17 protein-coding genes and 1 pseudogene are annotated in these 22,955 nt (G+C 71.7%); 8 read left to right on the top strand and 10 right to left on the bottom strand.

All coding sequences use genetic code 11. From position 1 onward, the window contains the following. Nucleotides 1-30: 30 nt before the first annotated feature. A complete protein-coding gene (locus OG494_RS18670; protein WP_328457382.1) occupies nucleotides 31-603 on the bottom strand; it encodes a TetR/AcrR family transcriptional regulator in 573 nt (190 codons plus the stop codon). A 35-nt stretch (nucleotides 604-638) separates the two neighbouring features. Between OG494_RS18670 and OG494_RS18665 the strand changes: the two genes are divergently transcribed. After that, entirely contained in the window at nucleotides 639-1,643 is a 1,005-nt protein-coding gene (locus OG494_RS18665) for a DMT family transporter (RefSeq protein ID WP_328457380.1), read from the top strand. Between the two features lie 73 nt (nucleotides 1,644-1,716). Here OG494_RS18665 and OG494_RS18660 read toward each other — a convergent pair. Beyond that, nucleotides 1,717-1,998: pseudogene (locus OG494_RS18660) on the bottom strand (DUF6292 family protein); the annotation flags it as partial. A gap of 189 nt (nucleotides 1,999-2,187) precedes the next feature. Here OG494_RS18660 and OG494_RS18655 point away from each other — a divergent pair. Then, entirely contained in the window at nucleotides 2,188-2,568 is a 381-nt protein-coding gene (locus tag OG494_RS18655) for an ATP-binding protein (protein WP_328457378.1), read from the top strand. 214 nt (nucleotides 2,569-2,782) lie between these two features. Beyond that, nucleotides 2,783-5,389: a hypothetical protein gene (locus tag OG494_RS18650; protein WP_328457376.1), complete on the top strand. Its 2,607-nt coding sequence runs from the start codon at nucleotides 2,783-2,785 to the stop codon at nucleotides 5,387-5,389. Nucleotides 5,390-5,393: 4 nt separating this feature from the next. On the opposite strand, the gene OG494_RS18645 is transcribed toward OG494_RS18650, so the two are convergent. Next, complete coding sequence (locus tag OG494_RS18645) at nucleotides 5,394-6,611, bottom strand: SGNH/GDSL hydrolase family protein (RefSeq protein WP_328457374.1); 1,218 nt, start codon at nucleotides 6,609-6,611, stop codon at nucleotides 5,394-5,396. A 163-nt stretch (nucleotides 6,612-6,774) separates the two neighbouring features. Between OG494_RS18645 and OG494_RS18640 the strand changes: the two genes are divergently transcribed. Together OG494_RS18640 and OG494_RS18635 are read left to right on the top strand one after the other, a co-directional pair. Next, nucleotides 6,775-10,860, top strand: coding sequence for a SpoIIE family protein phosphatase (locus OG494_RS18640; RefSeq protein ID WP_328457372.1), 4,086 nt, complete (start codon nucleotides 6,775-6,777; stop codon nucleotides 10,858-10,860). Further along, nucleotides 10,860-11,153: an STAS domain-containing protein gene (locus OG494_RS18635; RefSeq protein ID WP_328457370.1), complete on the top strand. Its 294-nt coding sequence runs from the start codon at nucleotides 10,860-10,862 to the stop codon at nucleotides 11,151-11,153. The genes OG494_RS18640 and OG494_RS18635 overlap by 1 nt, the downstream gene beginning before the upstream one ends. Here OG494_RS18635 and OG494_RS18630 read toward each other — a convergent pair. Beyond that, nucleotides 11,147-11,710 carry a TetR family transcriptional regulator gene (locus OG494_RS18630; RefSeq protein ID WP_328457368.1) on the bottom strand — a complete coding sequence of 188 codons (564 nt, stop codon included), beginning with the start codon at nucleotides 11,708-11,710 and terminating at the stop codon, nucleotides 11,147-11,149. The two genes, OG494_RS18635 and OG494_RS18630, sit on opposite strands and share 7 nt — an antisense overlap. Nucleotides 11,711-11,834: 124 nt before the next feature. Here OG494_RS18630 and OG494_RS18625 point away from each other — a divergent pair, with 124 nt between their 5' ends. After that, complete coding sequence (locus tag OG494_RS18625; RefSeq protein WP_328457366.1) at nucleotides 11,835-12,764, top strand: SDR family oxidoreductase; 930 nt, start codon at nucleotides 11,835-11,837, stop codon at nucleotides 12,762-12,764. Between the two features lie 7 nt (nucleotides 12,765-12,771). On the opposite strand, the gene OG494_RS18620 is transcribed toward OG494_RS18625, so the two are convergent. The 4 genes from OG494_RS18620 to OG494_RS18605 all read right to left on the bottom strand — a co-directional run bounded on the left by OG494_RS18620 (nucleotide 12,772) and on the right by OG494_RS18605 (nucleotide 17,937). After that, the gene (locus tag OG494_RS18620) at nucleotides 12,772-14,451 is read right to left on the bottom strand and encodes a hypothetical protein (protein WP_328457364.1); all 1,680 of its coding nucleotides are present in this window, start codon (nucleotides 14,449-14,451) and stop codon (nucleotides 12,772-12,774) included. Between the two features lie 400 nt (nucleotides 14,452-14,851). After that, the gene (locus tag OG494_RS18615; protein WP_328457362.1) at nucleotides 14,852-15,979 is read right to left on the bottom strand and encodes an aminotransferase class I/II-fold pyridoxal phosphate-dependent enzyme; all 1,128 of its coding nucleotides are present in this window, start codon (nucleotides 15,977-15,979) and stop codon (nucleotides 14,852-14,854) included. Further along, complete coding sequence (locus tag OG494_RS18610) at nucleotides 15,963-16,592, bottom strand: helix-turn-helix transcriptional regulator (RefSeq protein ID WP_328457360.1); 630 nt, start codon at nucleotides 16,590-16,592, stop codon at nucleotides 15,963-15,965. The genes OG494_RS18615 and OG494_RS18610 overlap by 17 nt, the downstream gene beginning before the upstream one ends. A 34-nt stretch (nucleotides 16,593-16,626) precedes the next feature. Then, nucleotides 16,627-17,937: an RICIN domain-containing protein gene (locus OG494_RS18605; RefSeq protein ID WP_328457358.1), complete on the bottom strand. Its 1,311-nt coding sequence runs from the start codon at nucleotides 17,935-17,937 to the stop codon at nucleotides 16,627-16,629. Between the two features lie 194 nt (nucleotides 17,938-18,131). Between OG494_RS18605 and OG494_RS18600 the strand changes: the two genes are divergently transcribed. Then, nucleotides 18,132-19,121, top strand: a complete 990-nt coding sequence (locus OG494_RS18600) for a glycoside hydrolase family 26 protein (RefSeq protein WP_328457356.1) — start codon at nucleotides 18,132-18,134, stop codon at nucleotides 19,119-19,121. A 45-nt stretch (nucleotides 19,122-19,166) separates the two neighbouring features. Here the strand turns inward: OG494_RS18600 and OG494_RS18595 are convergent, their stop codons facing one another. Continuing rightward, on the bottom strand, nucleotides 19,167-19,898 hold the full coding sequence (locus OG494_RS18595) for an alpha/beta hydrolase (protein WP_328457354.1): 732 nt from the start codon (nucleotides 19,896-19,898) through the stop codon (nucleotides 19,167-19,169). Between the two features lie 228 nt (nucleotides 19,899-20,126). Between OG494_RS18595 and OG494_RS18590 the strand changes: the two genes are divergently transcribed. Beyond that, a complete protein-coding gene (locus tag OG494_RS18590; protein WP_328457352.1) occupies nucleotides 20,127-20,516 on the top strand; it encodes a hypothetical protein in 390 nt (129 codons plus the stop codon). 3 nt (nucleotides 20,517-20,519) lie between these two features. Here the strand turns inward: OG494_RS18590 and OG494_RS18585 are convergent, their stop codons facing one another. Further along, nucleotides 20,520-22,925 carry a glycoside hydrolase family 2 protein gene (locus tag OG494_RS18585; RefSeq protein WP_328457350.1) on the bottom strand — a complete coding sequence of 802 codons (2,406 nt, stop codon included), beginning with the start codon at nucleotides 22,923-22,925 and terminating at the stop codon, nucleotides 20,520-20,522. Nucleotides 22,926-22,955 lie beyond the last annotated feature (30 nt).

Here is a 22,955-nt window from a genome sequence, read left to right as displayed (position 1 = left end):
AAACCGCTCGTTCGGGTAGGTGAGCCGGGCTCAAGCGGACTCGAGCACCCGCGCCGCGACGTCCCGCGCGTGGGCGTAGGAGTTCTCGAAGACGTGCATCCCGTCGGTGACGAGCGCGCCTTCGTGCAGCAACATGACGGTGCGCGCCGCCGACCGCGGGTCGGCGGCCCCGGCCGCGGTCGCGATGGTCGTGAACAGGTCGAGCATCCACGCCTTCTGGTCGACGATCACCCGGTAGGCGGGGTGCGCCGGGTCGTTGATCTCGGCGTGGGCGTTGATCATGCTGCAACCCTTCCCGCTGTACCGGGCGGCCCACCGGGCGGAGGCGTCGAAAACGGCGCGGAGCCGGGACGCCGGGTCGGCACCCGCCGCGTCCAGCAGCGGGGCGAGGAACGCGCGCCACCGCCCGTCCCGCTCGCGGAGGTACTCGACGACCAGCCGCTCCTTCGAGCCGAACCGGTCGTAGAGCGTCTTCTTCGTGACACCGGCGCGCTCGGCGATCAGGTCGACGCCGACCGCGTGGATGCCGTGCGCGTAGAACAGCTCTTCCGCCGCCGCCAGCACCGCGCGCGCCTTGGGCGTCCACTCGATCACCTCGTCCATGCCACGAGTATACCGATCGGTGTAGTCTCGGGCGAATGAGTAAACAGATCGGTATACCCGGCGCGGCGATCGGGCTCGGCGCGCTGTTCGTCGCGTGCTGGTCGTCGGGCTTCATCGGCGCGAAGCTCGGGTCCGCGGACGCGCCGGTCGCGACCGTCCTGATGTGGCGGTTCGTGCCCCTGGCGCTGCTGCTCGTGCCGTTTCTCGTCCGCTCGGGCGTCGGCGGGAAAGCGGGGCTGGGGCGGCAGATCCTGGTCGGGGCGCTGTCGCAGTCCGGGTACCTGCTGACCGTGTACCGGGCCATCGGCCTGGGCGTCAACACCGGCACGACGGCCTTGATCGACGGTATCCAGCCGCTCGTCGTCGCCGCCCTCGCCGGGCCGCTGCTGGGTGTCGTGGTCACCGGGCGGCAGTGGCTCGGCCTGGGCGTCGGCGTGGCCGGGGTGGCCCTGGTGACCTGGTCGGACGCGACGTCGGGGCACGGGACCCCGCTGTGGGCCTACCTCGTGCCGTTCGCCGGGATGTGCTGCCTGGTCGCGGCGACCTTCCTCGACCGGCGCACCCGGGAGCGCCCGTCGCCGCTGCGCGCGGTGGCGATCCACTGCGTCACCTCGGCCGTGGTCTTCACGGCTTTGGCGGTGGCGACCGGCGCCGTGCAGCCGCCGGCGTCGGCCCGGTTCTGGATCGCGATGGCGTGGCTGATCGTTTTCTCCACGCTCGGCGGATACGGGCTGTATTGGCTGCTGCTGGACCGCGTCGGGGTGACGAGCGTGAATACGCTGATGTTCCTGGTGCCGGCGGCCACCACGATCTGGGGCACGCTGATGTTCGGCGAGCCGTTCGGCGGGTGGACGGTGACCGGGCTGGCGCTGGCGCTCGCCGCGACCTGGCTGGTGTCCCGGGGTGCGAAGGTCAGGAACGCGTCCGGGCGGTGTTCTGCGCCCGCGGACGTGAGCCGGTCCACCGCGTCGGTACGTCCGTCGTCCGGCGCGGGCGGCGTTTCGACGGCGGTTCGGCGTAGCGGTCCAGCAGGACGCTGAGCCGGTCGCCGTCGCTCTGCCGGCGGATGAGGCGCTCACCGCGAGCGTCCAGGGTTTCGAGGGTGAAGTCCGCGACCGCCCGCGGGGCCGGCCGGAGATCACCGGAGAGCGTGGCCACCACGTGCATCGAGCCGGATCTGCCGTCGGCCGCGGTCAGCTGCCAGCCGTGGCGGCGGTCCCAGGTCAGGAGTTCGTGCTTCGCGGGCCCGTCGGCGGGGCGGCCGGCGAACCGGATCTGGCCGTACACCGGCTCGGCGAGCTCGGCTTCGGCGTCCTCGATCAGCAACCCGAGTTCGGTGGCGACGGCGCGCAGATAGGGAAGGAGAGTGGTTTCGTCCGAGAAGTCGGTGTTCACGGTTCACCTGCCTGGTCTTCGACGATGCCGGTCGGCTACCCGTTTTCCCGGCGGATATGCGCGAAATCGTCGAACGACATTCCTGAGCTGACGCGTCCATTCGTGCGGTGTTGGCGGGGCCACGTGTAACCGGTCCCACGCCGGGGAATCAGAGCGTGTTCCGGTCACTCTGGGGGAGTTGAGAACGTGATGCGCGAGAGCTTCGACTTCGATGTGGACCCGAAGGAAATCAGACTCGTCCGGTCGTGGGCCCGCGAGCGGCTGGTCGCGGCGGGCGATCTGCCGGCCGACACGATCACCGACATCGTGCTGATCATGAACGAATTGGCCACCAACGCCGTCCGGCACGCCACCGGGCCGGCGCGGGTCCGGTTGCTGCGGTCCGACTCGACGGTCTGGATCGGCGTCGAGGACGCGGGTGGTGCCGCCTGGTTCGACCCGGCCGTTCCGCTGTCGACACCGATCGGCACCGGGCTGACCCTGGTCGCCGCGTGCTCCCGGCGCCGAGGCCACTTCCACCGCGGTGACGGCGGCCGGACGGTGTGGGCCGAAATCCCCGTCGCGTCCTGACGTCGAACGTCCGGCGGACCACCCCAAAGGTAGGAACTCTGCGCTGTCAAGACTGACGGCGTAACGTGTCCTGCCTTGTCTCATCGAGGGCACTTTTCGCCGTTTGTGGCCGGTTCACCTGCTCGAACTGGTCAGCTCGAGGTATCCCGCGAAGCATCCAGCCCGGCTATATTCATCAGATGTCTGTCCTCTGACCCTGCCGGAGCACCCCCCGATGCGAATCGCCACTGCCGTCGCGCACCTGGTCACCGCCGCAGCCGTTGTCGCGGCTGTCGGCGCCACTCCCGGAAGACCCCCGGACGTCCTCTACGCCGCCCCCGACGGGCACGGCTCGGCCTGCGATTCCGCCTCCCCGTGCGCGCTCACCACCGCTCGTGACCGGGTCCGCGGTCTCGTCCCGCACGCCCGAGGCGACGTCGTGGTCGAGCTGCGCGGCGGCACCTACTCGCTGACCACGCCGTTGCGGCTGGGCGTGCCGGACTCCGGCACGCCGGGCCACCGCGTCGTCTACCGCGCCGCCCCCGGCCAGACCCCGACTTTCAGCGGCGCGCTGAAGGTCGGAGGTTTCCGGAAGACGGACACGGCCAAGAACGTCTACCGCGCGCCGGTGCCGAAGGGGACCGCGAGCCGGGAGCTGTTCGTCGACGGCGTCCGCGCGCAACGAGCCCGCACGGCCCAGGACCCGGGCGGGTTCTCCGTGTCCGCCACGGGGTTCACCACCGCCGACGCGTCCTACACGTCCTGGACGAACGCCGCCCGGGTCGAGGTCGTCGCCGACAACGGCTGGAAGCAGCTGCGCTGCCCGCTGGCCTCGATCACGCCCGGCGCCTCAGGCGGCTCGGCGCTGACCGTCGACCCCGGGTGCTGGAACAACAACCACACCTCGGTGCCCGACCCGAGCTTCCCGTTCAACGGTGCCGGCCTGCCGAGCCTCGATCGCGTGACCCGGCTCGAAAACGCGTACCAGCTGCTCGGCACGCCCGGCCAGTTCTACCTCGACGGCGACGCCGGTTACCTCTACTACGTGCCGCGGCCCGGCGAGGACCTCGCCAAGGCCGACGTAGAGCTGCCCGTCGCGCCGGAACTGCTCGACGTCTCCGGCACCCCCGGGCACCTCGCGCCGCTCGACGACACCGACTGGCGTGCGACCTACACCGGCGGCTGGAGCTACTCCGACGGCCGGCACCTGGGTGATCTCGGCGCCGACGTGCACTACACCCGGAACAACGGCGACGCCTTCGGCTACACCTTCACCGGCACCGGTCTTCAGGTCCTGACCGAGACGAACACCGACGAAGGCGACATGGACGTCTACGTCGACGGCGTCAAGAAGCAGACGGTGTCGGCCAAGAGCGCCGAGCGGCTCGCGCAGCAGGCCGTCGTCTCGGTCACCGGACTGGCCAAGGGCAAGCACACGGTCCGCGTGGTCAAGGCCGGCGGCGACTACCTGCTGGTCGACGGCTTCACCGTCATCCCCGACGTCGTCGCGCCGGTGCATGACATCGCCTTCGAGGGCATCACGTTCGCGTACACGACCTGGACCGCCCCGAGCACCGCGGGCTACGTCGACAACCAGGCCGGGATCCTCTGGGACCCGGCCACCCGCACCCCCACCCGCATTCCGGCCGCCGTCCAGGTGCACCGCGGGGCGCGGATCGGGTTCACCGGCGTGACCGTGCGGCACACCGGGACCAGCGGGATCGACCTCGCCGACCAGACCCAGGACTCGACGGCGTCCGGCAGCTCGATCACCGATATCGGCGGCAGTGGGGTCACCGTCGGCGAGGTCGACGACTACTACCAGACCCAGCCCGCGCTGATGACCAGCGGCAACAGCGTCTCCGGCAACGTCGTGCAGCGGCCGGGGCAGGAGTACCAGGACGCGGTCGGCGTCTGGGTCGGCCACAGCCGCGGGACCACGTTGTCCCACAACGACATCGGCTACACGCCGTACTCGGGTGTGTCGATCGGGTGGGGCTGGGGCTGGGCGTTGAGCTGCGCGCTGCAGGCCAAGCAGGGCCTGGCCGACCCGTGCCTGCACGGCACGACCTACGCCGGTGGCAACCACGTGCTCGGCAACCACGTGCACAGCGTGATGGGCGTGCTCTTCGACGGCGGCCCGGTCTACACGCTCGGCGGGCAGGCGTCGCCGTCGGAATTCGCCGGCAACGTGCTCGGCGAATGCGTCAACGGCTGCAACATGATCTACCACGACGAGGGCAGCTCGCTCTGGGACACCCACGACAACGTGGTGGAGTTCGGCAACGGCTCGCTGTGGCTGAACCTGTGGACGCCGACCATCCACGACGACACCATCCACGGTAACTTCACCGACACCGACCGCTACAACAACAGCGGCACGGACATCGACCTCACGCCGTCCACTGTGGTCACCGACGGCCGCTGGCCGCCCGCGGCCCGGGCGATCATCGACGCCGCCGGGCCGCACCTCCCGCCCGCCCCGGTGCTCGACGACGACGACCTGCGGATCGCCTACACCGGGAGCTGGTCCTCGAGCGGCTCGCGCCCCTACGGCGACCTCGAGAACGGCGTCCACTACACCCAGCAGGACGGTGCTTCCGCGTCGATCACCTTCACCGGGACCGGGATCGGCCTGCTCACCGAGACGAATTCCGACGAAGGGGGTATCGGCGTCACGCTCGACGGCGCCGACAAGGGAACCGTCAGCGCGAACACCGCCCAGCGGCAAACCCGGTTTCCCGTTTATTCGGTGACCGGGCTCGCCGCCGGGCGGCACACGCTGACCGTTTCCAAGAAGAGCGGAACCTATTTCCTGGTCGACGGCTTCCGCGTCGAGTAGGGGTTCAGCGGTTCAACAGCCGCAGGTCGACCGCGTCGGCCATGGCCTGCATGCCGGCTTCGTTCGGGTGGAGGTGATCACCCGAGTCGAAGCCGGCCTGCAGCGCTTCCGGATCGGAGGGGTCTTGCAGCGCCTTCTCGAAGTCGGCGACGCCGTCGAACTCCCCGCTCGTGCGGATCCAGGCGTTCGCCGCCCGGCGGATCGCCTCGGCGGATCCGCTGTAGTAGCCGGCCCCCTTGTCCGGCAGCATGGTCCCGCCGATGATCCGCACCCCGGCCGCGTGCGCCTGCCGGATCAGTTCGCGGTAACCGTCGATCAGGTGCCGCGCGGTGAGCGGGACGCCGCCGGGGCCGGCGTTGTTCCCGATGTCGTTGATGCCCTCCAGGAGGATCACCGTCCGCACGCCCGGCTGGGCCAGGGCGTCGTGGGCGAACCGCTTGGTGGCGCTGACCCCCTGCCAGATGTTCGGCACGTCGGTGAGCACCCGGTTGCCGCCGATCCCGGCGTCGACCACGGCGCTCGGATGCGGCCCGGCGAGCCGCCGGGCGAGGTCGTCCGGCCAGCGGCGGTACACGCTCGCCGGGGTGTCGTAGCCGTCGGTGATGGAGTCGCCGAAGGCCACCACGGTACCGCGCGCGGTGGGGGAGACGACGTCCAAACCGGACAGGTAGTACCAGGAAGTCGTGGCGGCGACGTAGTTCCCGTCGTCGGTGTCGGCCGCGTGGTCGCCCGGCTTCGAGAGGTAGGAGACGTCGAACGCGTCGGAGTGCCAGGTCGCAGAACTGGTCGCCTGCGGCAGGTACAGGCTCACGAGCAGGTTCTGCTCCGCGCGCACGGACAGCGGCACCGGATCGCTGACGACCTCAAGGCCCGCCGGGATCGTGAGCGTCTTCGCGTGCGAGAACGTCACCGCGCGCCGGGAGCCTTCGACGGCGGTCGCGCGGTCGGCCTGCAGGGCGAGGCCCACCGCGCCGACCGCGAGGGGAGTGGTGCCGCGCAGGTTGGACAGGTGCACGCGTAAGCCGTCGCCGCCGACGCTGGGGTGGACGACCATCCGCAGCGTCCGGTCGGTGAAGTTCGGGCCGCCGATCGTCATGCTCGGCGACCACGCCGAAACCCGCCGAGGCGTCGCTGAATCGGTTTCGGCGGCCGCGGTTTTCGTGCTGCCCGAAATCAGGGAAATGATGGTAACCGTGGCCAGCAGGACATTTTTGGTCGTCACGGGAAATCACCTTCTTCGGTGGGAGAAGACAGTTTTACCGCGCATTTCCGGAAATGGCCAGCGGTGGTCGCGTGGGACCGGTTCGTGCCCGGCCCGGTCGCGACGTAGAGTTCGGGGGACGGCCGGCGACCGGCCCGGGGTGCACCGTGAGGGAGGGGCGTACGTGGCCGGTTCCGACGACGTTTTCTTCGCCGAGGGCGACGTCGGCCGCGACCTGGCGGCGGTCGACTGGACGGCCACCCCGCTCGGGCCGCCGTCCGAGTGGCCGCAGAGCCTCCGGACCGCGGTGGACATCCTCGTGTCGTCGCGGTTCTCGATGTGGATGGCCTGGGGCCCGGAGCTGACGTTCTTCTGCAACGCCGCCTACCGGCGCGACACCCTGGGCCGCAAGTACCCGTGGGCCCTCGGCCGGCCGGCGAGCGAGGTGTGGGCCGAGATCTGGGACGACATCGGCCCGCGGATCGCCACCGTGCTCGCCACCGCGCGGGCGACCTGGGACGAGGCCCTGCTGCTCTACCTGGAGCGCTCCGGCTACCCGGAAGAGTCGTACCACACGTTCTCCTACAGCCCGCTGCGCGACGACGACGGCGTGGTGGTCGGCATGCTGTGCGTGGTCCGCGAAGACACCGACCGCGTCATCGCCGACCGGCGCCTGTCGACCCTGCGCGACCTGGGCTCGGACCCGACCGTCGTGCGCACCGAACAGCAGACCCTGGCCTTCGCCGGCCGGCAGCTCGGCCGCAACCGGCGCGACCTGCCCTTCACCCTGACCTACCTCTTCGGCGACGACGGCGTCGCGCGGCGGGCGGGCGCCACCGGGATCGCCGCGGACCACCCGGCGGCCCCCGCCACGATCGGCGCCGACGACCCCGCCGCGGTGTGGCCGGCGGCCGGCGGCGAGTCCGTGCTCGTCGAGCTGGCCGGCTTCGCCGGGCTGCCGACCGGCGACTGGCCGGAACCACCCACCCAGGCGCTGCTGGTACCGCTGGCGCAGCAGGGCGCCGCGCCCTACGGCTTCCTGGTGGCCGGGCTGAACCGCTACCGCGCGCTCGACGAGACCTACCGCGGGTTCGTCGAACTGGTCGCCGGGCACCTCGCGGCCGGCATCGGCGGCGCCCGCAGCTTCCACGCCCAGCAGCGGCGGGCGGAGGAACTGGCCGAGCTCGACCGGGCCAAGACGGCGTTCTTCTCCAACATCAGCCACGAGTTCCGCACCCCGCTCACCCTGATCATGGGCCCGCTGGACGAGCTGCGGGCCCGGGTCGGCGCCACCGACGAGCGCACCGGCCAGGAGCTGGAAGTCATCCACCGCAACGGGTTGCGGCTGGGCAAGCTGGTCAACACCCTGCTGGACGTCTCGCGCCTCGAAGCCGGCCGCATGCAGGCCCGGTTCGAACCGGTGGACCTGGCCGAGGTCACCGCCGAGCTCGCCGGGGTGTTCCGCTCCGCCATCGACAAGGCCGGCCTGCGCCTGGACGTCGGGTGCCCGCCCCTGGGCGAACCCGTGTACCTCGACCGCGGCCTGTGGGAGAAGGTGATCTTCAACCTGCTGTCCAACGCGCTGAAGTTCACCTTCGACGGCGCCATCGCGGTCTCGGCCCGGGCGGAGGGCGACCAGGCGGCCGTCACCGTCGCGGACACCGGGATCGGTGTGCCCGAAGGGGAACTGCCCCGGTTGTTCCAGCGGTTCCACCGCATCGAGAACGTCCGCGCCCGGTCCACCGAAGGCAGCGGCATCGGCCTGGCGCTGGTCCAGGAGATCGTCGACCTGCACGGCGGCACGATCACCGCACGCAGCGTCGAGGGCGAAGGCACCACCTTCACCATCCGGTTGCCGTTCGGCGCCGGGCACCTGCCGCCGGAGGCGCTGATCCCGGCCGGAGGCCACACCGCGACCCCGGACGCCGCCGCGTACGTGCACGAAGCCCTGCGCTGGCTGCCCAGCACCCCCGACGCCGACCGCCGCTCCCAGGCCCTCTCGGCACCCACCGCGCCGACACGGGTGCTGGTCGCCGACGACAACGCCGACATGCGCGAGTACCTCACGCGGCTGCTGAGCGACGCCGGTTACCAGGTCGACGCGGTCACCGACGGCCAGGAGGCGCTCGAGGCGGCCCGGGCGACGGCGTTCGACCTCGTGGTCAGCGACGTCATGATGCCGCGGCTGGGCGGGCTCGAGCTGGTCGCGGCGCTGCGCGACGACCCGCGCACGGCGTCGATGCCGGCCCTGCTGCTCTCCGCCCGTGCCGGGCAGGAGGCGTCGATCGAGGGCCTGCGCGCCGGCGCCGACGACTACCTGATCAAGCCGTTCGCGGCGGCCGAGCTGCTCGCGCGGGTGCGGGCGAACGTCGAGCTCGCGCGGCTGCGCACGCACCAGGCCCGGTGGCGCACCGCGCTGGTCGACTCGCTGCAGGAGGCCTTCTTCGTCTGCGACGCCGACGGCGCGGTCATCGAGATCAACGCCGCCTTCACCGACATCCTCGGCTACAGCACCGAGGGCCTGCCGTACCACCCGGTCCACCCCTGGTGGCCGGACGCCGAATCCGATCCCGAAGGTCATCGGGCGGTCAACGAGGCGTTCGCGACCTTGCTCGGCAAGACCCACGGCACCTACACGATCCCCGTCACCCACCGGGACGGCCATCGCCTGTGGGCGCGCGCCGCGTTCGCCCAGGCGCAGGACCCGGACACCGGGCGGGCCGTCATCGTCGGCACCTTCCGCGACGTCACCGCCGAGCACTACGCGATCCAGCGCGACAGCGCCCTGGCGTCGATGAGCACCCGGCTGGCCGAGGCGACGACGCTGACCGACGCGATGACCAGCGCGCTGAGCGAGCTGAAGGACCTCTGGCGCGCCGAAGCCGTCGTCGCCTCGGTGTTCGGCGCCGGTGACGAACCCACGCGGACCTACGCCGAACCGCCCGTCACCTGGGAAAACCTGCCCGGCGACCAGCGTCGCGCGCTCGGCGAGCTGCGGCGAGGAGCGCTGCTGGCCCCGGTTTCCGGCCGCACGTGGTCCGGGACCGTCCTCGAACACCCCCACGGCCGGCTGGCGCTGCTGATCGACCTCGGCGACCGCCGTCCGTTCACCGACGAGGACCGGCTGCTGCTGTCGCTGCTCGCCGGCCACATCGGGCCGAGCCTGGGCCGCGCCCACCAGATCGACCAGCAGCGGGAGACGGCCGTCGCCCTGCAACGGGCCATCCTCGGCCCCGCCGACCTGCCCACCGGGTTCGCCGTCCGCTACGAACCCGCCACGCGGCCCCTGGAGGTCGGCGGCGACTGGTACGACACCGTCACGCTGTCGGACGGGCGCATCGGCATCGTCGTGGGCGACTGCGTCGGCCGTGGGCTGCACGCGGCCGCCGTGATGGGCCAGCTGCGCAGCGCGTGCCGCGCGCTCCTGCTGCAGGACCCGCGTCCGGCGCACACCCTGATGGCCCTGGACCAGTTCGCGGCCAAGCTCGACGGCGCGTTGTGCACCACCGTCTTCTGCGGTGTGCTCGATCCCGGGACCGGCCAGCTGGTCTACAGCACCGCCGGGCACCCGCCGGGGATCCTCGCGCTGTCCGACGGCGCGACGCTCCTGCTCGAAGGAGGCCGGTCGGTGCCGCTCGGCGTCCGCCCCGGCCGCGCGCGTCCCGAAGCCGAGCACACCATCCCCGCCCGCGCGACCCTGCTGCTGTACACCGACGGCCTCGTCGAACGGCGAAGACGTTCGCTGGACGAAGGCATCGAGCGGGCCGGGCAGGTCCTGCACGACGGCCGGGTGAACGCGGTCGAGGACCTGGCCGGCGACCTCATGCGGCGCCTGGCCCCCACCACGGGCTACGACGACGACGTCGCCCTGCTGCTCTACCGCCACCCCGGGCCGCTGGAAGTGAGCTTCCCGGCCGAGGCGGGCGAGCTCGGCCGCGTCCGCAAGACGTTGCGCACCTGGCTCGGCCAGTGCCAGCTCGACGCCCAGCAGGCGCAGAACGTCCTGGTCGCGGCGGGCGAAGCCTGCGCCAACGCCATCGAGCACGGCAACCGCGACAGCCCGGGCGAGATCGTCCGGCTCCGCGCCGAAGCCTTCGCCGACAGCCTCCGCCTGACGGTCGCGGACACCGGCCGGTGGAAGGCGGTGGACGCGGCGCCCGGATCCACCCGCGGCCACGGCATCACGTTCATGCGCGCGATGATGCAGGAGGTCACCATCAACACCACCGCCACCGGGACCACCGTCGACATGCTGACCAGGATCGTGTGATGACCATTCCGCTTTCGCTTGTCCCGCAACGACGTCCGGACGGCACGGCCGTGCTGGCCGCCAGCGGCGAGATCGACATGGGCAACGCCCCCGTCCTCGCCGCGGCGCTCGAAGAGACCACCGAGCGGGTCGTCCTCGACCTGACGGCCGTCGAGTACCTCGACAGCGCCGGCATCGCCGTGCTGTTCGACCACGCCGATCACCTGGAACTCGTCGCTTCTCCGTTGCTGGCCCCGGTTTTGACCGTTTCCGGCCTCGGCGACGTCGTGCCGATCCACCCGCCTCGTCAGTGACCCGGCGTCAGGGCGCGGAGATCGTCGAAGGCCTGGTCGAGGTGCGCGTCCAGGCTCTGTGACGGGTCGTCGATCCAGGCCTGGGCCGCGTGGTGGAAGGTGGCCCAGCCGGTCTGCGCGGCCAGGCCGGCCAGCCGGCCGGGAACACCGCGCTGCCGCAGAGCCTCGGCGAGGGCGTCGCCGAGGGACGCGGCCTTGGCCAGATCGCGCTCGCGCAGGGCCGGCGTCACGGCGATGATCGCCAGCCGTGGCTCGGAGAACGGCCGGTTCTCTTCGAGAATCCGGGCCGCCTTCCGGAAGGCGCGCAGCAGCACGTCGAGCGGCTGGAGGTCAGCGGGCGCTTCGGCGACGGCCGCCGTCATCGTGTCGCGTAGGGCGGCTTCGCCGTCGAAGAGCACTTCGCGCTTGTCCGGGAAGTGCCGGAAGAAGGTGCGCTCGTTGACGCCGGCCCGCGCGGCGATCTCGGCGGTGGTGGTCCGGTCGAACCCGCGTTCCCGGTACAGCTCCAGGGCCGCCTGCTGAAGGCGGCGGCGCGCTTCTGCTCCGCTTCGTGGCACATCGCGAGCTTACCGCGTTGCGCCAGTGACTGACACCACATTGCGCCAGTGGCTGGCGCTACGCGTAGAGTCAGTGACTGGCGCTACTTAGTGCCAGTCACTGGCGTAAACCTGGGAGTGTTCCATGCACGTCTTCGTCACCGGCGGGTCCGGCCTGACCGGCCCCGCCGTCGTCACCGAGCTCGTCGCGGCCGGTCACACCGTCACCGGCTTGGCGCGCTCGGACGCCGCAGCCACCCGGCTGGAGTCGCTGGGCGCGACCCCGCACCGCGGCTCGCTGGACGACCTCGACAGCCTGCGCCGCGGCGCCGAAGCCGCCGACGGCGTCCTGCACATGGCCTTCGGCGGCGACTTCGCCGACCCCGACGACATGATGCGCCGCGACCGGACCGCGATCGAGACACTCGGCGAAGCGTTGGCGCACACGGGAAAGCCGTTCGTCAGCACGTCCGGCACGCTGGTGATGCCCACCGGCCGCGAGACCACCGAACAGGACGAGCCCGACCCGGCCGGCATCGCCGGTTTCCGCATTCCGGGCGAACGGGCCTGCCTGGGCTTCGCCGCGTCCGGTGTGCGGGCGAGCGTGGTCCGGCTCGCGCCGACGGTCCACGGCCCCGGCGACTACGGCTTCCTCGGCATGCTCGTCGACACCGCGCGCACGACGGGCAAGTCGGCCTACCTCGGCGGCGGCAACCGCTGGCCCGCCGTCCACCGGCTCGACGCGGCGGTGCTGTTCCGCCTGGCGTTGGAGAAGGCTCCGGCGGGCAGTGTGCTGCACGGGGTGGCCGAAAGCGGCGTCCCGTTCCGGCGCATCGCGGAGACGATCGCCCGGGGCCTCGGCCTGCCCGCGGTCGCCGTGACCCCCGAGGAGGCCGCGACGCATTTCGCGAGCCCGTTCATGGCCGAGGTCTACGGCATCGACGCGCCGGTGTCCGGTGCGCACACCCGGGACCTGCTCGGCTGGTCGCCGAGCCACCCGACGTTGCTCGAGGACCTGGCGCACGGCGACTACCTCACGGGTGTGCGCCGGCCCTCCGCCGGCGCACACCCCTGAGGCCCGGTCAGCCGACCTTCTGGATCTTCGCGTTGCGGATGAGCTGCTTGCCCGGCTCGTGGATCTGGTCGAACGCCGAGTTGTTCAGCAGCGCGCAGCTGCCGGACGTCGAGGTCACCGGCACCGTGATGGACTTGCCGTTGTCCAGGTTCGTCACCTTCAGCATGGTGCCGGCGGCGAACTGGTTGCTCGACGCCGCGGGCGTACCCGCCTCACCGGAGAGCGTGACGGTCGAGCCGGCGCAGACGGTCGCCGCCGAGTCCGCACCGCCGGCGGCTTCGGTGTCGGTGGCCTGCGTGCCGGCGGCCTGGGTGCCGGTGGCAGCGGCGCCCTCGGCTGCCGCGGCCTGGGCGACGCAGTCGACCGCGACGGCGGCCGCCTGGTCCGCGGCCGCCTGACCGGCGGCGTCCTGGGCCTTGGCCTTGTTCTTGGCCTTGCCCTTCTGGTCGGCCGCACCGTTCTGGCCGGCCGCCATGCCGTTCTGATCGGCGGCCTTGCCCTTGCCGTTCTTGCCGGCGGCGCCGTCCTGCTGGGCCATGCCGTTCTGCTCGGCCATGCCGTTCTCGCCGGCCGCGGCGGTCTCGCCGGTGGCCATGCCGTTCTGGTCGGCTGCCGCGTTGGGATCGGCCTGAGCCACGCAGCTCAAGACGGCCGCGCAATTCTGGAGGGCCAACGCGTCCTGAGCTGCCGCGCCCTGCTGGTCGGCCATCCCGTTCTGCGCCATCCCATTCTGGGCCGCGCCGTTCTGGTCGGCGGTCTGGTCCTGGCCCGCCATGCCCTGCTGCTCGGCCATGCCGTTCTGGCCGGCCATGCCTTGCTGGTCGGCCATGCCGTTCTGGCCGGCGGCACCGTTCTGCTGGGCCATGCCGCTCTGGTCTTCGGCGCCGGCTTGGCCGGTCGTCGCGTTCTGCTGGGCCATGCCGTTGGTGTCCGCGGTCGCGGCTTCCTGGGCCAGGCACTGCTGCACGACCGCGCACGCCTGATCGGCCGCCGCGGCCTGGTCGGCTGCCGCGGCGGACTGGTCCGCCGCGCCGTTCTGGGCGGCACCGTTTTCGTCAGCGGCCTGGTCCTGGCCCGCCATGCCCTGCTGGTCGGCGCCCTGGGCGGCATCGTTCTCGGCCGCCATGCCGTTCTCGTGGGCGGCACTCTTGCCGGCCGCGCTCTTCTTGCTGGCCGCGCCATTCTGATCGGCCGTGCTTTCCTGGCCGGCCATGCCGTTCTCGTCGGCGGCGCTCTTGCCCGCCGCGCTCTTCTTGCCGGCCATGCCGTTCTGGGCCGCGCCGTTCTGGTCGGCCGCGCTTTCCTGGCCGGCCATGCCTTTCTGGTCGGCCACCGCGGTGCCGTCGGCGGCTCCGGCGACCGCCGCGCAGTTCACCGCCGCCTGGTTGGCCGCTACCGCTCCCTGGCAGCCCGCGTCCTGGCGGCGCTGCTGGATCTGGTCGACCACCGCTTTGCGGTTGGCGATGCGGGCCGCGGATTGGGCGTCCGGGGCCATCTGCTGGCTCGCGATGAAACCCAGGTTGTTCTGCAACGCCGTGTCGAGCCCCGTGCAGTTCTCCGTCGCCGCGTTGCTGGCCGGACTGCTCAGGGCGATCGCTGTCGCGGTCGCCCCGGCTACTCCCAGCAGTGCGACGAGTCCGATCGTCGCCGGTTTGCGGTGTCGTCCGGACGTACGCAAGTGGGGCATCAGCCCCTCCTCTCAGGTCGCCACCTCACCACGGCACACGGCGGAAAACCCCGAGTGGTTCAGACGGATTCGCCCATGAATGTCCACAGTGGACTTTGTCGGGCGGGCGTGACCTGCGGCCGGCCGTCACCGGTCAGCCGGACCTGTATACCAAACTCAAGGTAATCGCGAAGTAAGCGCCGGCGCGCCGGACACCGGTCAGGTCGGCGATCGAGCGGCCGGCGCCGCGGAGCACCCCGTCACGCAGGACTTGTCCGGCCGCGTCCGGGCGGCGGCCCCACACCCGGGTCAGACGCCCGTGGTGGCGTCCAGCGCCAGGACGAGGCCGTTGTTGCTGGGCAGGCCGGCCGCCTTGACGTGGCCGTCGCCCCCGACGTCCGGGAAGCCCCAGCGGGCAGGGTCATCGACGGCTTTCCAGCCACGACGCCCAGACCTCCAGCGCCTCGTCCGGCGCATGCCGGCCGACGCCGATCCGGAACCGGTCCGGCGGGGTCGGCGTCAGCCGCGAGCCGTAGATGCTCGCCGGGAGCAGCAGAACTCCGCACTGCTCGACGAGCTCCGTGCACATCGCCTCGACGCCGTCGGCGCCCAGGTACCGCGGGAAGCAGACGCAGCCGCCGCGCGGGGGCGCCCAGTCGAACAGGTCCGGGAAGCGCGCGAAGAACGCGTCGAACCGCGGGAGGTTGTCCGCGATGATCGCGCGGTTGCGGTCGAGGATCCGCTGCCGGGCGCGCACCGCGATCAGCGCCAGCACCTCGGCGGGCGCGGAGTTGCAGATCGACGTGTAGTGCTTGGCCCGCTCGAGCCGGCTCAGGATTTCCCGGTCCCGGCAGGCGATCCAGCCGATGCGCAGGCCGGGCAGCCCGTAAGCCTTGGACATGACGTTCAGCGAGAGCGCGGCGGGGGAGAGGTCGGCGGCCTGCGGGAGCGCCGGTCCGGCCTCCAGGCCGCGGTAGACCTCGTCGCTGAACAGCAGGACGCCGCGGTCCTCGCAGAGCCGGACCAGCCGCGTCCACGTCTCCCGGTCCGGCACCGCGCCGGTCGGGTTGTTGGGGAAGTTGACCGACACCAGCCTGGTGTTCGGCCGCAGCTGCCGCTCGAGCTCGTCGACGTCGAGCGCCCAGCCGTCCTCCGGCCGCAGCGCGACGCCCGTCACCTCGCAGATCGACAGCGGGATCGTCTCCGCCGCCTGGTAGTTCGGCGTGAGGACCACGACGTGGTCGCCCGGCTCCAGCAGCGTCCGCATCGCCAGGTAGAGGCCCTCTTCCGCGCCGGCGAAACAGAGCACGTCCTCGGGGGCGACGCCGGTGTGGGTCGCGGCGATCGCCTCGCGCAACGCGGGCAGGCCGTAGGTCTCGGTGTAGCCGAGCGAAAGCGTCTCCCACCGCTCGCGCCCGTCGTCGTCGGCCAGGGCCAGCAGTTCGGTGAGCGTCATCGTCTGCGCGTCGGACGCGGTCAGGTGGTAGCGGGCCGCGAACTCCCAGCGGGAGAAGTAGGTCTCCAGCCGGAAATCAGGGAGCGTCGGCATCGGGTTCCTTCCGGGTCTCGGCGAGCAGCTGGTAGGTGGCCGAGCGGGAGATCCGCAGCGCCCGCGCGACGACCGGCATCGAGCGGCGGTGGGAGAAGACCCCGGCACCGTCCAATCGGGACAGCAGGGCGCACCGCTGGTCCTTGTCCAGCCGCTCGACGGGCGTGCCGCTGTCGCGGACGAACTCCGCCACCAGGTCGTTGAGCCGCTCGGTCCAGTCGCGTTCGAACAGCACCTGCGGCTGCCCGGACGTCGGCGCGGCGAAGCCCGAGAGCAGGCGCGCGGCGTCGTCGAAGGCCGTGCGGTCGACGTTCACGCACAGCACGACCTCCGCGCGCCCGTCGCCGTCGCGGACGACGGCGCTCACGCTGGACAGCCGCCGCCCGTCGGGCAGGGACTTCGGGTAGGGCCCGTAGACGTCCTTGCCCGACGGCGGCAGCTCGTCCAGCTCGCCGAGCAGCGAGGGGTCGCCGGGGGCGCGGCCCGGGAACGCGTTCCAGATGCCGAGCACCCGGTCGGTGACCGGGTCGTGCAGCGCGACCTCCGCGTGCGGCGAGAGCAGCCGCACGATCGCCTCGCAGACGGGCGCCCAGCGCGCGGTCACGTCACTCATCGTCTGGACGGTACATCCAGTCTGGACGAACTGTCTACCGCGTGTGCGCGGCGAAGAACCGCCACATGAGCGTGTTCGCGTCGATCTCGTGGGTGGTGTTCCCGTTCTCCGGTTTGGCCTGCGGGGAGCCGGGCCAGGTGTGCCCGCCGTCGGCGACGGTGTAGAGCTGCACGTCGCAGTAGGTCGTCCGCGTGACGTGCGTGCTGACCTGCGTGCTCACCGGGCCGGTGCCGCACCCGTCGATGGCCGCCCAGCGTTGCTGCGCCACCGGGACCGAGTACTGCCAGAGGTCGGTGCCGCCGCCGTCGTACGGGTTGGTGGCGTCCTGCTTGCCGTGGAACGCGATCACCGGCACCGGCACCCCCGGCCGGCAGGACGCCGGATCCGGCACCGACGTGTTCCCGGGTGCCGGCCGGCCCGCGCGCAACCCGGCCACCGGCGCGATCGCGGCGATCCGCTCCGGTCGCGCGCACGCGAACGCCGACGCCATCCGGCCGCCGCCGGAGTACCCGGTGAGGTGGATCCGGTGGGGATCGGCGCACAGCGCGCCGGTGAGGGTCGTGACGACCTGGTCGAGGAAGCCGACGTCGTCGCGCGCCCCGGCCGGCGGGGTGCCGACACCGGGGACGGTCCACGAGAGGCCGCCCTGGTAGGAGATCGCCCCCTCGGGGAACGCGGCGAGGTAGCCGTTCGCGTCGGCGGACGCCGCCATGTTCGAGTAGCTCAGCTGACCGGCGCCGCTGCTGCCGCTGCCGTGCAGGTTGAGCACCAGCGGCGCGATCGCCGGGGCGCTCGCGGGGACGTGGACCGTGACGGGATAACGCTTCCCGGCGAAGCCGACCGAGACGACGGACTGTCCGGGTGCGCGCCGGCAGGCCGGCGGCTGACCGGGCAGCGTCCACTGCTGGTTGGTCTGGTTGTTGCACGTCCAGAGCTGCAGCGGGGTGCCGTCGGCGCCCGACTGCCCGGTGACGTCGAGGCAGCCGGCCGTGGCGGGGTTGACCAGCCGGCCGGAAGCGCTGTCGTAGATCCATTTCTGGTGCGTGTTGCCCAGGCAGTCCCACAGCTGGATCGGCGTGCCGTTCGCGGCCGAGCCGCCCTGGACGTCGAGGCACTTCCCGAGCGCGCGGATCGTGCCGTCGTCCTGCACGGTCCAGCTCTGCGCGCCGGAACCCGCGCAGGCGCGCAGCTGGATCCGGGTGCCGTTCGCGGTCGCGCCACCGGTCACCGTCGCGCACTTGCCGGCCAGGCCGGTGAGCGGGCCGGGCCCGCTCACCGCGTGGGCCGCGGGCGCGGCACCGAGCGTGGCGGCGATGGCGAGGACGAGGGTCAGTTTGAGAGACATGGCGGGCTCCGTTCCGGAGATCAACCGCTTAAGCATCGGGTCTCGTCAGTAGAGCAGCGGTGCCAGTGCCGGTCAACGATTGTCACCGAGCAGGACAAGCCTCGGTGGATTGTCACGGGATGCCTTGACAGAGTGCATGTCCGGACTGCAATTCTTAAGCGCTTAATCTATCCTCGACGCGGAGGAGTCAGCCTGTGTCCCCACACCTGCGCAAGACCCGCACCACGCTCGCCGCGGCCGCACTCGTCGTCACGGCCTTGGCGGCGCCCGCCGCCGTCGCCGCACCCCGAGCCGGTGGCACGCTCAACTACCTCAAGCAGATCTCCGGCCAGTACACGATCGCCGGGCAGCACAACAAGGAACCCGCGAACCAGCCGTCGTTCTACACCGGCAAGGCGCACGACATCACCGGCCAGTACCCCGGCCTGTGGGGTGGTGACTTCTTCTTCGGCGGCTCGGACGTCGCCAACCGGCAGCAGGTCGTCGACCAGGCCAAGCTCGAATGGAGCCACGGCGCGGTCGTCACCATGACCTGGCACATGTGCCCGCCCACCCAGGGCAGCTCGTGCGACTGGTCGTCCGGGGTGATGAGCAAGCTCAGCGACACCCAGTGGAGCGAGCTGATGACGAACGGCTCGAACCTCAACAACCGCTACAAGGCGCGGCTCGACGAGATCGTGCCGTACCTGCAGCAGCTGCAGAGCGCGGGCGTCCAGCTGCTGTTCCGGCCGCTGCACGAGCTCAACGACAGCTGGGCGTGGTGGGGCGGGCGCCCGGGCCTCGGCGGCAGCGCCGGCCTCTACCGGATCACCCACGACTACCTGGTGGGCAAGGGGCTCACGAGCATCGTGTGGGACTGGGCGGTCAAGGACGTCAACATGGGCTCGATCGCGAGCTACTACCCGGGTGACGCCTACGTCGACGTCGCGGCGCTGGACGTCTGGATGAAGGCGAACTCGTCCTCTTCGGACTACCAGGCGATGCTGAACGTCTCGCACGGCAAGCCGATCGCTCTCGGCGAGACCGGGACGATCCCGTCGCCGGAGCTGCTGGCGTCGCAGCCGAAGTGGACGTACTTCATGGAGTGGTCGGAGTACCTGCAGGGCAGCAACTCCAACGCGGCCATCCAGCGCACCTACTTCGACGGACGGGTGCTGGTGCTCGGCGAGATGCAACGCGGCTGAGGCCCGGGGTGCCGGGAGGCGGGCAGCCTCCCGGCACCCACGGCGTCACTTCAGGTGCCGGGCGAGGAACCGGTTGCCGTCTTCCCCCGCGAACCGCGGGACGCCGGTGTGCCCGCCCATGTTCGCGTGCAACGACTTCTCCTTCGAGCCGAACGCGTCGAACAGGTCCAGCGCCAGCTGCCGGTCGTTCCCTTCGTCGTCCCACTGCAGCAGCACGTGCAGCGGGATGGTGACCCGCCGGGCCTCCTCGATGATGCTGCGGGGCACAAAACTCCCGGCGAACAGCACCGCGGCCGCGATGCGCGGCTCGACGACCGCCAGCCGGACGCCGATGGCGATCACCCCGCCGGCGAACCCGGCCGGGCCGCCGATCCCGGGCAGCGCGAGCAGGGCGTCCAGGGTGGCCCGCCATTCCGGGACCGCCCGCTCGACCAGCGGGAGGACGAGCCGGTCGACGATCTCGCCGGTCACCGGCTCGCCGGCCGCCAGCGCCCGGCGCAGGTCGGCGCGGGCCTCGTCGACGACGGCGAGCGCGGGCCGGTCACCGCTGCCGGGGAGCTCGATGGTGGCCGCGGCGTAACCCGCCGCCACGCAGGCCTGGGCCCGGGCCACCAGCCGGGGGTGCATCCGCCCCAGCCCGCCGGGGTGACCGAGCAGGACCACCGAGGCCGGTGTTTCAGAGGCTCCGGGTGTCCACAAGATGCCGGGGATCTCGCCGAGGGTGAATTCGCGCTCGAGGACGTCGTCGTCGAGGCGGTGTTCGGAAGTGAAGTGCACGGTCGTGCCTTTCGGGGAGTGCGCTGAACGGCGCTCCCGGACGACCTATCGCCCGGCCGTGACCCCGGAGGGGAGCACCCACGTCGTCATGTCCACGGGTACCACCTCCTCGTTCACCGGCACGGCTCCCGAGAGGCTAGCAGGGGGACCGGAGCTAAGACCAACGGTTTACCGGGGATCAGTCTTCCGTGCGATGCCGGGCCCGCGCGCCGGCTCTACCGTCGGGGTATGAAGATCACGGGAGTGCTCGGGACAGTGGTTCTCTGCGGCGCGCTGGCGGGCGTCGCGGGCTGCTCGAACCCGACCGGCAAGTCGTGGGCCATCACCTACGAGGTGACCGGCCAGGACAACGGGACGCTGGCGAAGGTCGGCTACGCGAACTCGCCCGACCGCTACCAGGACGAGATCGCGCAGCAGAGCGTCCAGGGGCCGGTCGGTGTGCCGTGGAAGCAGGACGTCGTGGTGGCCGCCGGGCAGAAGGCCGAGATCACCGCCACGCCGACCGGTGGGCTCACCCTCACCTGCCGCATCCTGCTGGACGCGCAGAAGGAGCTGGCCCGGGCCACCTCCCCGGGGCCCGGGCAGCCGGTGTCGTGCGCCAAGACCACCGACTCCTGACTCTCAGTCGTTGACGCACCGCAACACCGGGCGCGTGGTCAGCCGAGCCGGATCGAGCTGGTAGCGCGTGGTCACCCGGATCGTCGCGTGGTCCCCGGGCAGCAGCGTGAGCAGGCACTGGTCCGCTTCGGCGTCGGGGGCCAGCCGGTCGGCGAACACCGCCAGCTCGTGGACCAGGGACCGCGCGGTGACGGTGATGTCGTAGCCCGTCGCCGTCCGGGTGACGTCGGTGTCGAACCGCGGCTCGGGGTAGGCGATGTCGAGGTCGGCGGCGAGGAACCGGATCGCGCGCTCGGCGCCGGTGTCGGCGACCAGCAGTTCCCGCGTCGGGTCACCGGCGACACCGACGTCGCCGAACGGCAGCGTCACGGTGTCGCGTGGGGGTACCCGGACGGTCGTGGCGGTCTTGGCGAGGATCTCGCCGTCCACGGTGATCCGGCGCAGTTCGAGGGGGGCCTCCCAGGCGGCCGCGGAGTCGTTGACCAGGATCGCCGCCGGGGCGCCGTCCCGGTCCTGGATGGTGATCAAGCGGTCGGCGTAGGCCTCGCGGAGGGCGTACCACAGCGGCTTGCGCCGCTCGGCGCCGTCGATCGCGCTCCACGACGTCACCGGCCAGCAGTCGTTGAGCTGCCAGACAATCGTGCCCATGCACCGCGGCCGGTGGCCGCGGAAGTGCTCGATGCCGGTCCGGATGGCGCGGGCCTGGGTCACCTGCGTGAGGTAGTGCCAGTCCTCCGTGGACGTCGGCGCGGCGAAGTGGTGCGCCAGCCCGCGGGCGAGCTTTCCGTTGCCGTCCTTGGCTTTCTGGTGGTGCAGGACGCCCGGTGACTCCGGCGTCAGCGGGGCGTCGTGGACAGCCGCGGTGAGTGTGGCCCAGGCGGGCGGGGCCTGCCAGCCGAACTCCGAGACGAACCGCGGGACGCGCTCGAGGTAACCGCTGAAGTCACGCTCGTTCCAGACGTCCCAGAGGTGCACACAGCCGTGGTCGTCGTCCTGGGTGTCCCGTGCCGGGTCACCGGACCAGGGGCTGCCCGGGATGTACGGCCGGGTCGGGTCGAGCTCGGCGACGACGCCGGGCAGCAGGTGCTCGTAGTAGCCGGCACCCCAGTCGCGGTCGGCGAGGTCCTTCTGCCAGCCCCAGTGGAACCAGCCCATGTAGTTTTCGTTGTTGCCGCACCACAACGCGAGCGACGGGTGCGGGGCGAGCCGGACGACGGCCTCGCGGGCCTCGGCCTCGACCTCACCGCGCAGGGGCTCGTCTTCGGGGTAGCCGGCGCACGCGAACAGGAAGTCCTGCCACACCAGCACTCCCCGCCGGTCGCAGGCGGCGTAGAAGTCGTCGCCTTCGTAGAGCCCGCCGCCCCACACGCGCAGCAGGTCGATGCGGGCTTCGGTGGCCTGTTCGACGCGGCGGTCGTAGCGGGCGGCGTCGATCCGGTGCGGGAAGCAGTCGTCGGGGATCCAGTTGGCGCCGCGGACGAACAGCGGGACGCCGTTGACGCGGAAGGTGAACGCGCCATCCAGGTCGTCGAGGTCGATGGTGCGGAAGCCGATCTCGCGCGACCACGTGTCCACAATGGACCCGTCGGGCGTTTCGAGCGTGACGGTGAGCGGGTACAGCGGCTGCTCGCCCATGCTGTGCGGCCACCACAGCCGCGGTTGTCCGACGGTCACCGACAACGCCGACCCGGCCGGGCCGGCCACTTCGGCACCGCCCACCCGGGCCCGCAGCACCAGATCGACGCCCTCGACCTCGGCGTGGATCCCGACAACGCCGTCACCCTCGGGGGTGACGGTGACCAGCGGCCGGACCTGACGCAACCGCCCGACGTCCCAGACGTCGACGGACGCGGTTTTCCAGAGGCCCGCGGTGACGAGCTTCGGGCCCCAGTCCCAGCCGAAGTTGCAGGCCATCTTGCGGATGAAGTTCGACGGCTCGTCGTTGCCGAGGTTGGGCAGGTCGCCGAGGCGACGGCGTTCGTCGCGGGCGTAGCGGACCGCGGAGGCGAAGGTGACGGCGAGGGTGTTGCCGTCGGCCAGCAGGTCGGTCACCGGGACGCGGTAGGAGCGGTGCATGTTCGCGGTGGTGGCGATGACGTGGTGGTTCAGCTCGACCTCGGCGACGGTGTCCAGGCCGTCGAAGACCAGCTCGACCACGCCGGGCCCGGCCGGGCGGTCGAACGTCGTCTCGTAGCGCCAGCCGGTGAGGCCGATCCACTGCAGCTCGTTCTCGTTGCGGTCGAGGTACGGGTCGGGGATGAGCCCGGCGGCGAGCAGGTCGGTGTGCACCGTTCCGGGCACGGTCGCCGGGATCCCCTCGGCGAGCCGGCGGGCCAGCTCGATCGGGACGTGGGTCAGAGGTCCGCAGGCGCGCAGCGTCCAGTCGCGGGCGCCGAGGTCGATCCGCACGGATGGGTCCCTTCTGGTGGATGGGAGGGG

Origin of the sequence: Amycolatopsis sp. NBC_00438, assembly GCF_036026695.1 — a bacterium.
Taxonomy (GTDB): domain Bacteria; phylum Actinomycetota; class Actinomycetes; order Mycobacteriales; family Pseudonocardiaceae; genus Amycolatopsis.
This window is presented reverse-complemented; position numbering and strand designations above follow the sequence as displayed.

Coding starts and splice junctions, on each gene's coding strand:
- OG494_RS18655 (WP_328457378.1), top strand. CDS start 2,188: ATGCGCGAGAGCTTCGACTTCGATGTGGACCCGAAGGAAATCAGACTC.
- OG494_RS18635 (WP_328457370.1), top strand. CDS start 10,860: ATGACCATTCCGCTTTCGCTTGTCCCGCAACGACGTCCGGACGGCACG.
- OG494_RS18590 (WP_328457352.1), top strand. CDS start 20,127: ATGAAGATCACGGGAGTGCTCGGGACAGTGGTTCTCTGCGGCGCGCTG.
- OG494_RS18665 (WP_328457380.1), top strand. CDS start 639: ATGAGTAAACAGATCGGTATACCCGGCGCGGCGATCGGGCTCGGCGCG.
- OG494_RS18610 (WP_328457360.1), bottom strand. CDS start 16,592: ATGAGTGACGTGACCGCGCGCTGGGCGCCCGTCTGCGAGGCGATCGTG.
- OG494_RS18605 (WP_328457358.1), bottom strand. CDS start 17,937: ATGTCTCTCAAACTGACCCTCGTCCTCGCCATCGCCGCCACGCTCGGT.
- OG494_RS18650 (WP_328457376.1), top strand. CDS start 2,783: ATGCGAATCGCCACTGCCGTCGCGCACCTGGTCACCGCCGCAGCCGTT.
- OG494_RS18620 (WP_328457364.1), bottom strand. CDS start 14,451: ATGCCCCACTTGCGTACGTCCGGACGACACCGCAAACCGGCGACGATC.
- OG494_RS18615 (WP_328457362.1), bottom strand. CDS start 15,979: ATGCCGACGCTCCCTGATTTCCGGCTGGAGACCTACTTCTCCCGCTGG.
- OG494_RS18670 (WP_328457382.1), bottom strand. CDS start 603: ATGGACGAGGTGATCGAGTGGACGCCCAAGGCGCGCGCGGTGCTGGCG.
- OG494_RS18625 (WP_328457366.1), top strand. CDS start 11,835: ATGCACGTCTTCGTCACCGGCGGGTCCGGCCTGACCGGCCCCGCCGTC.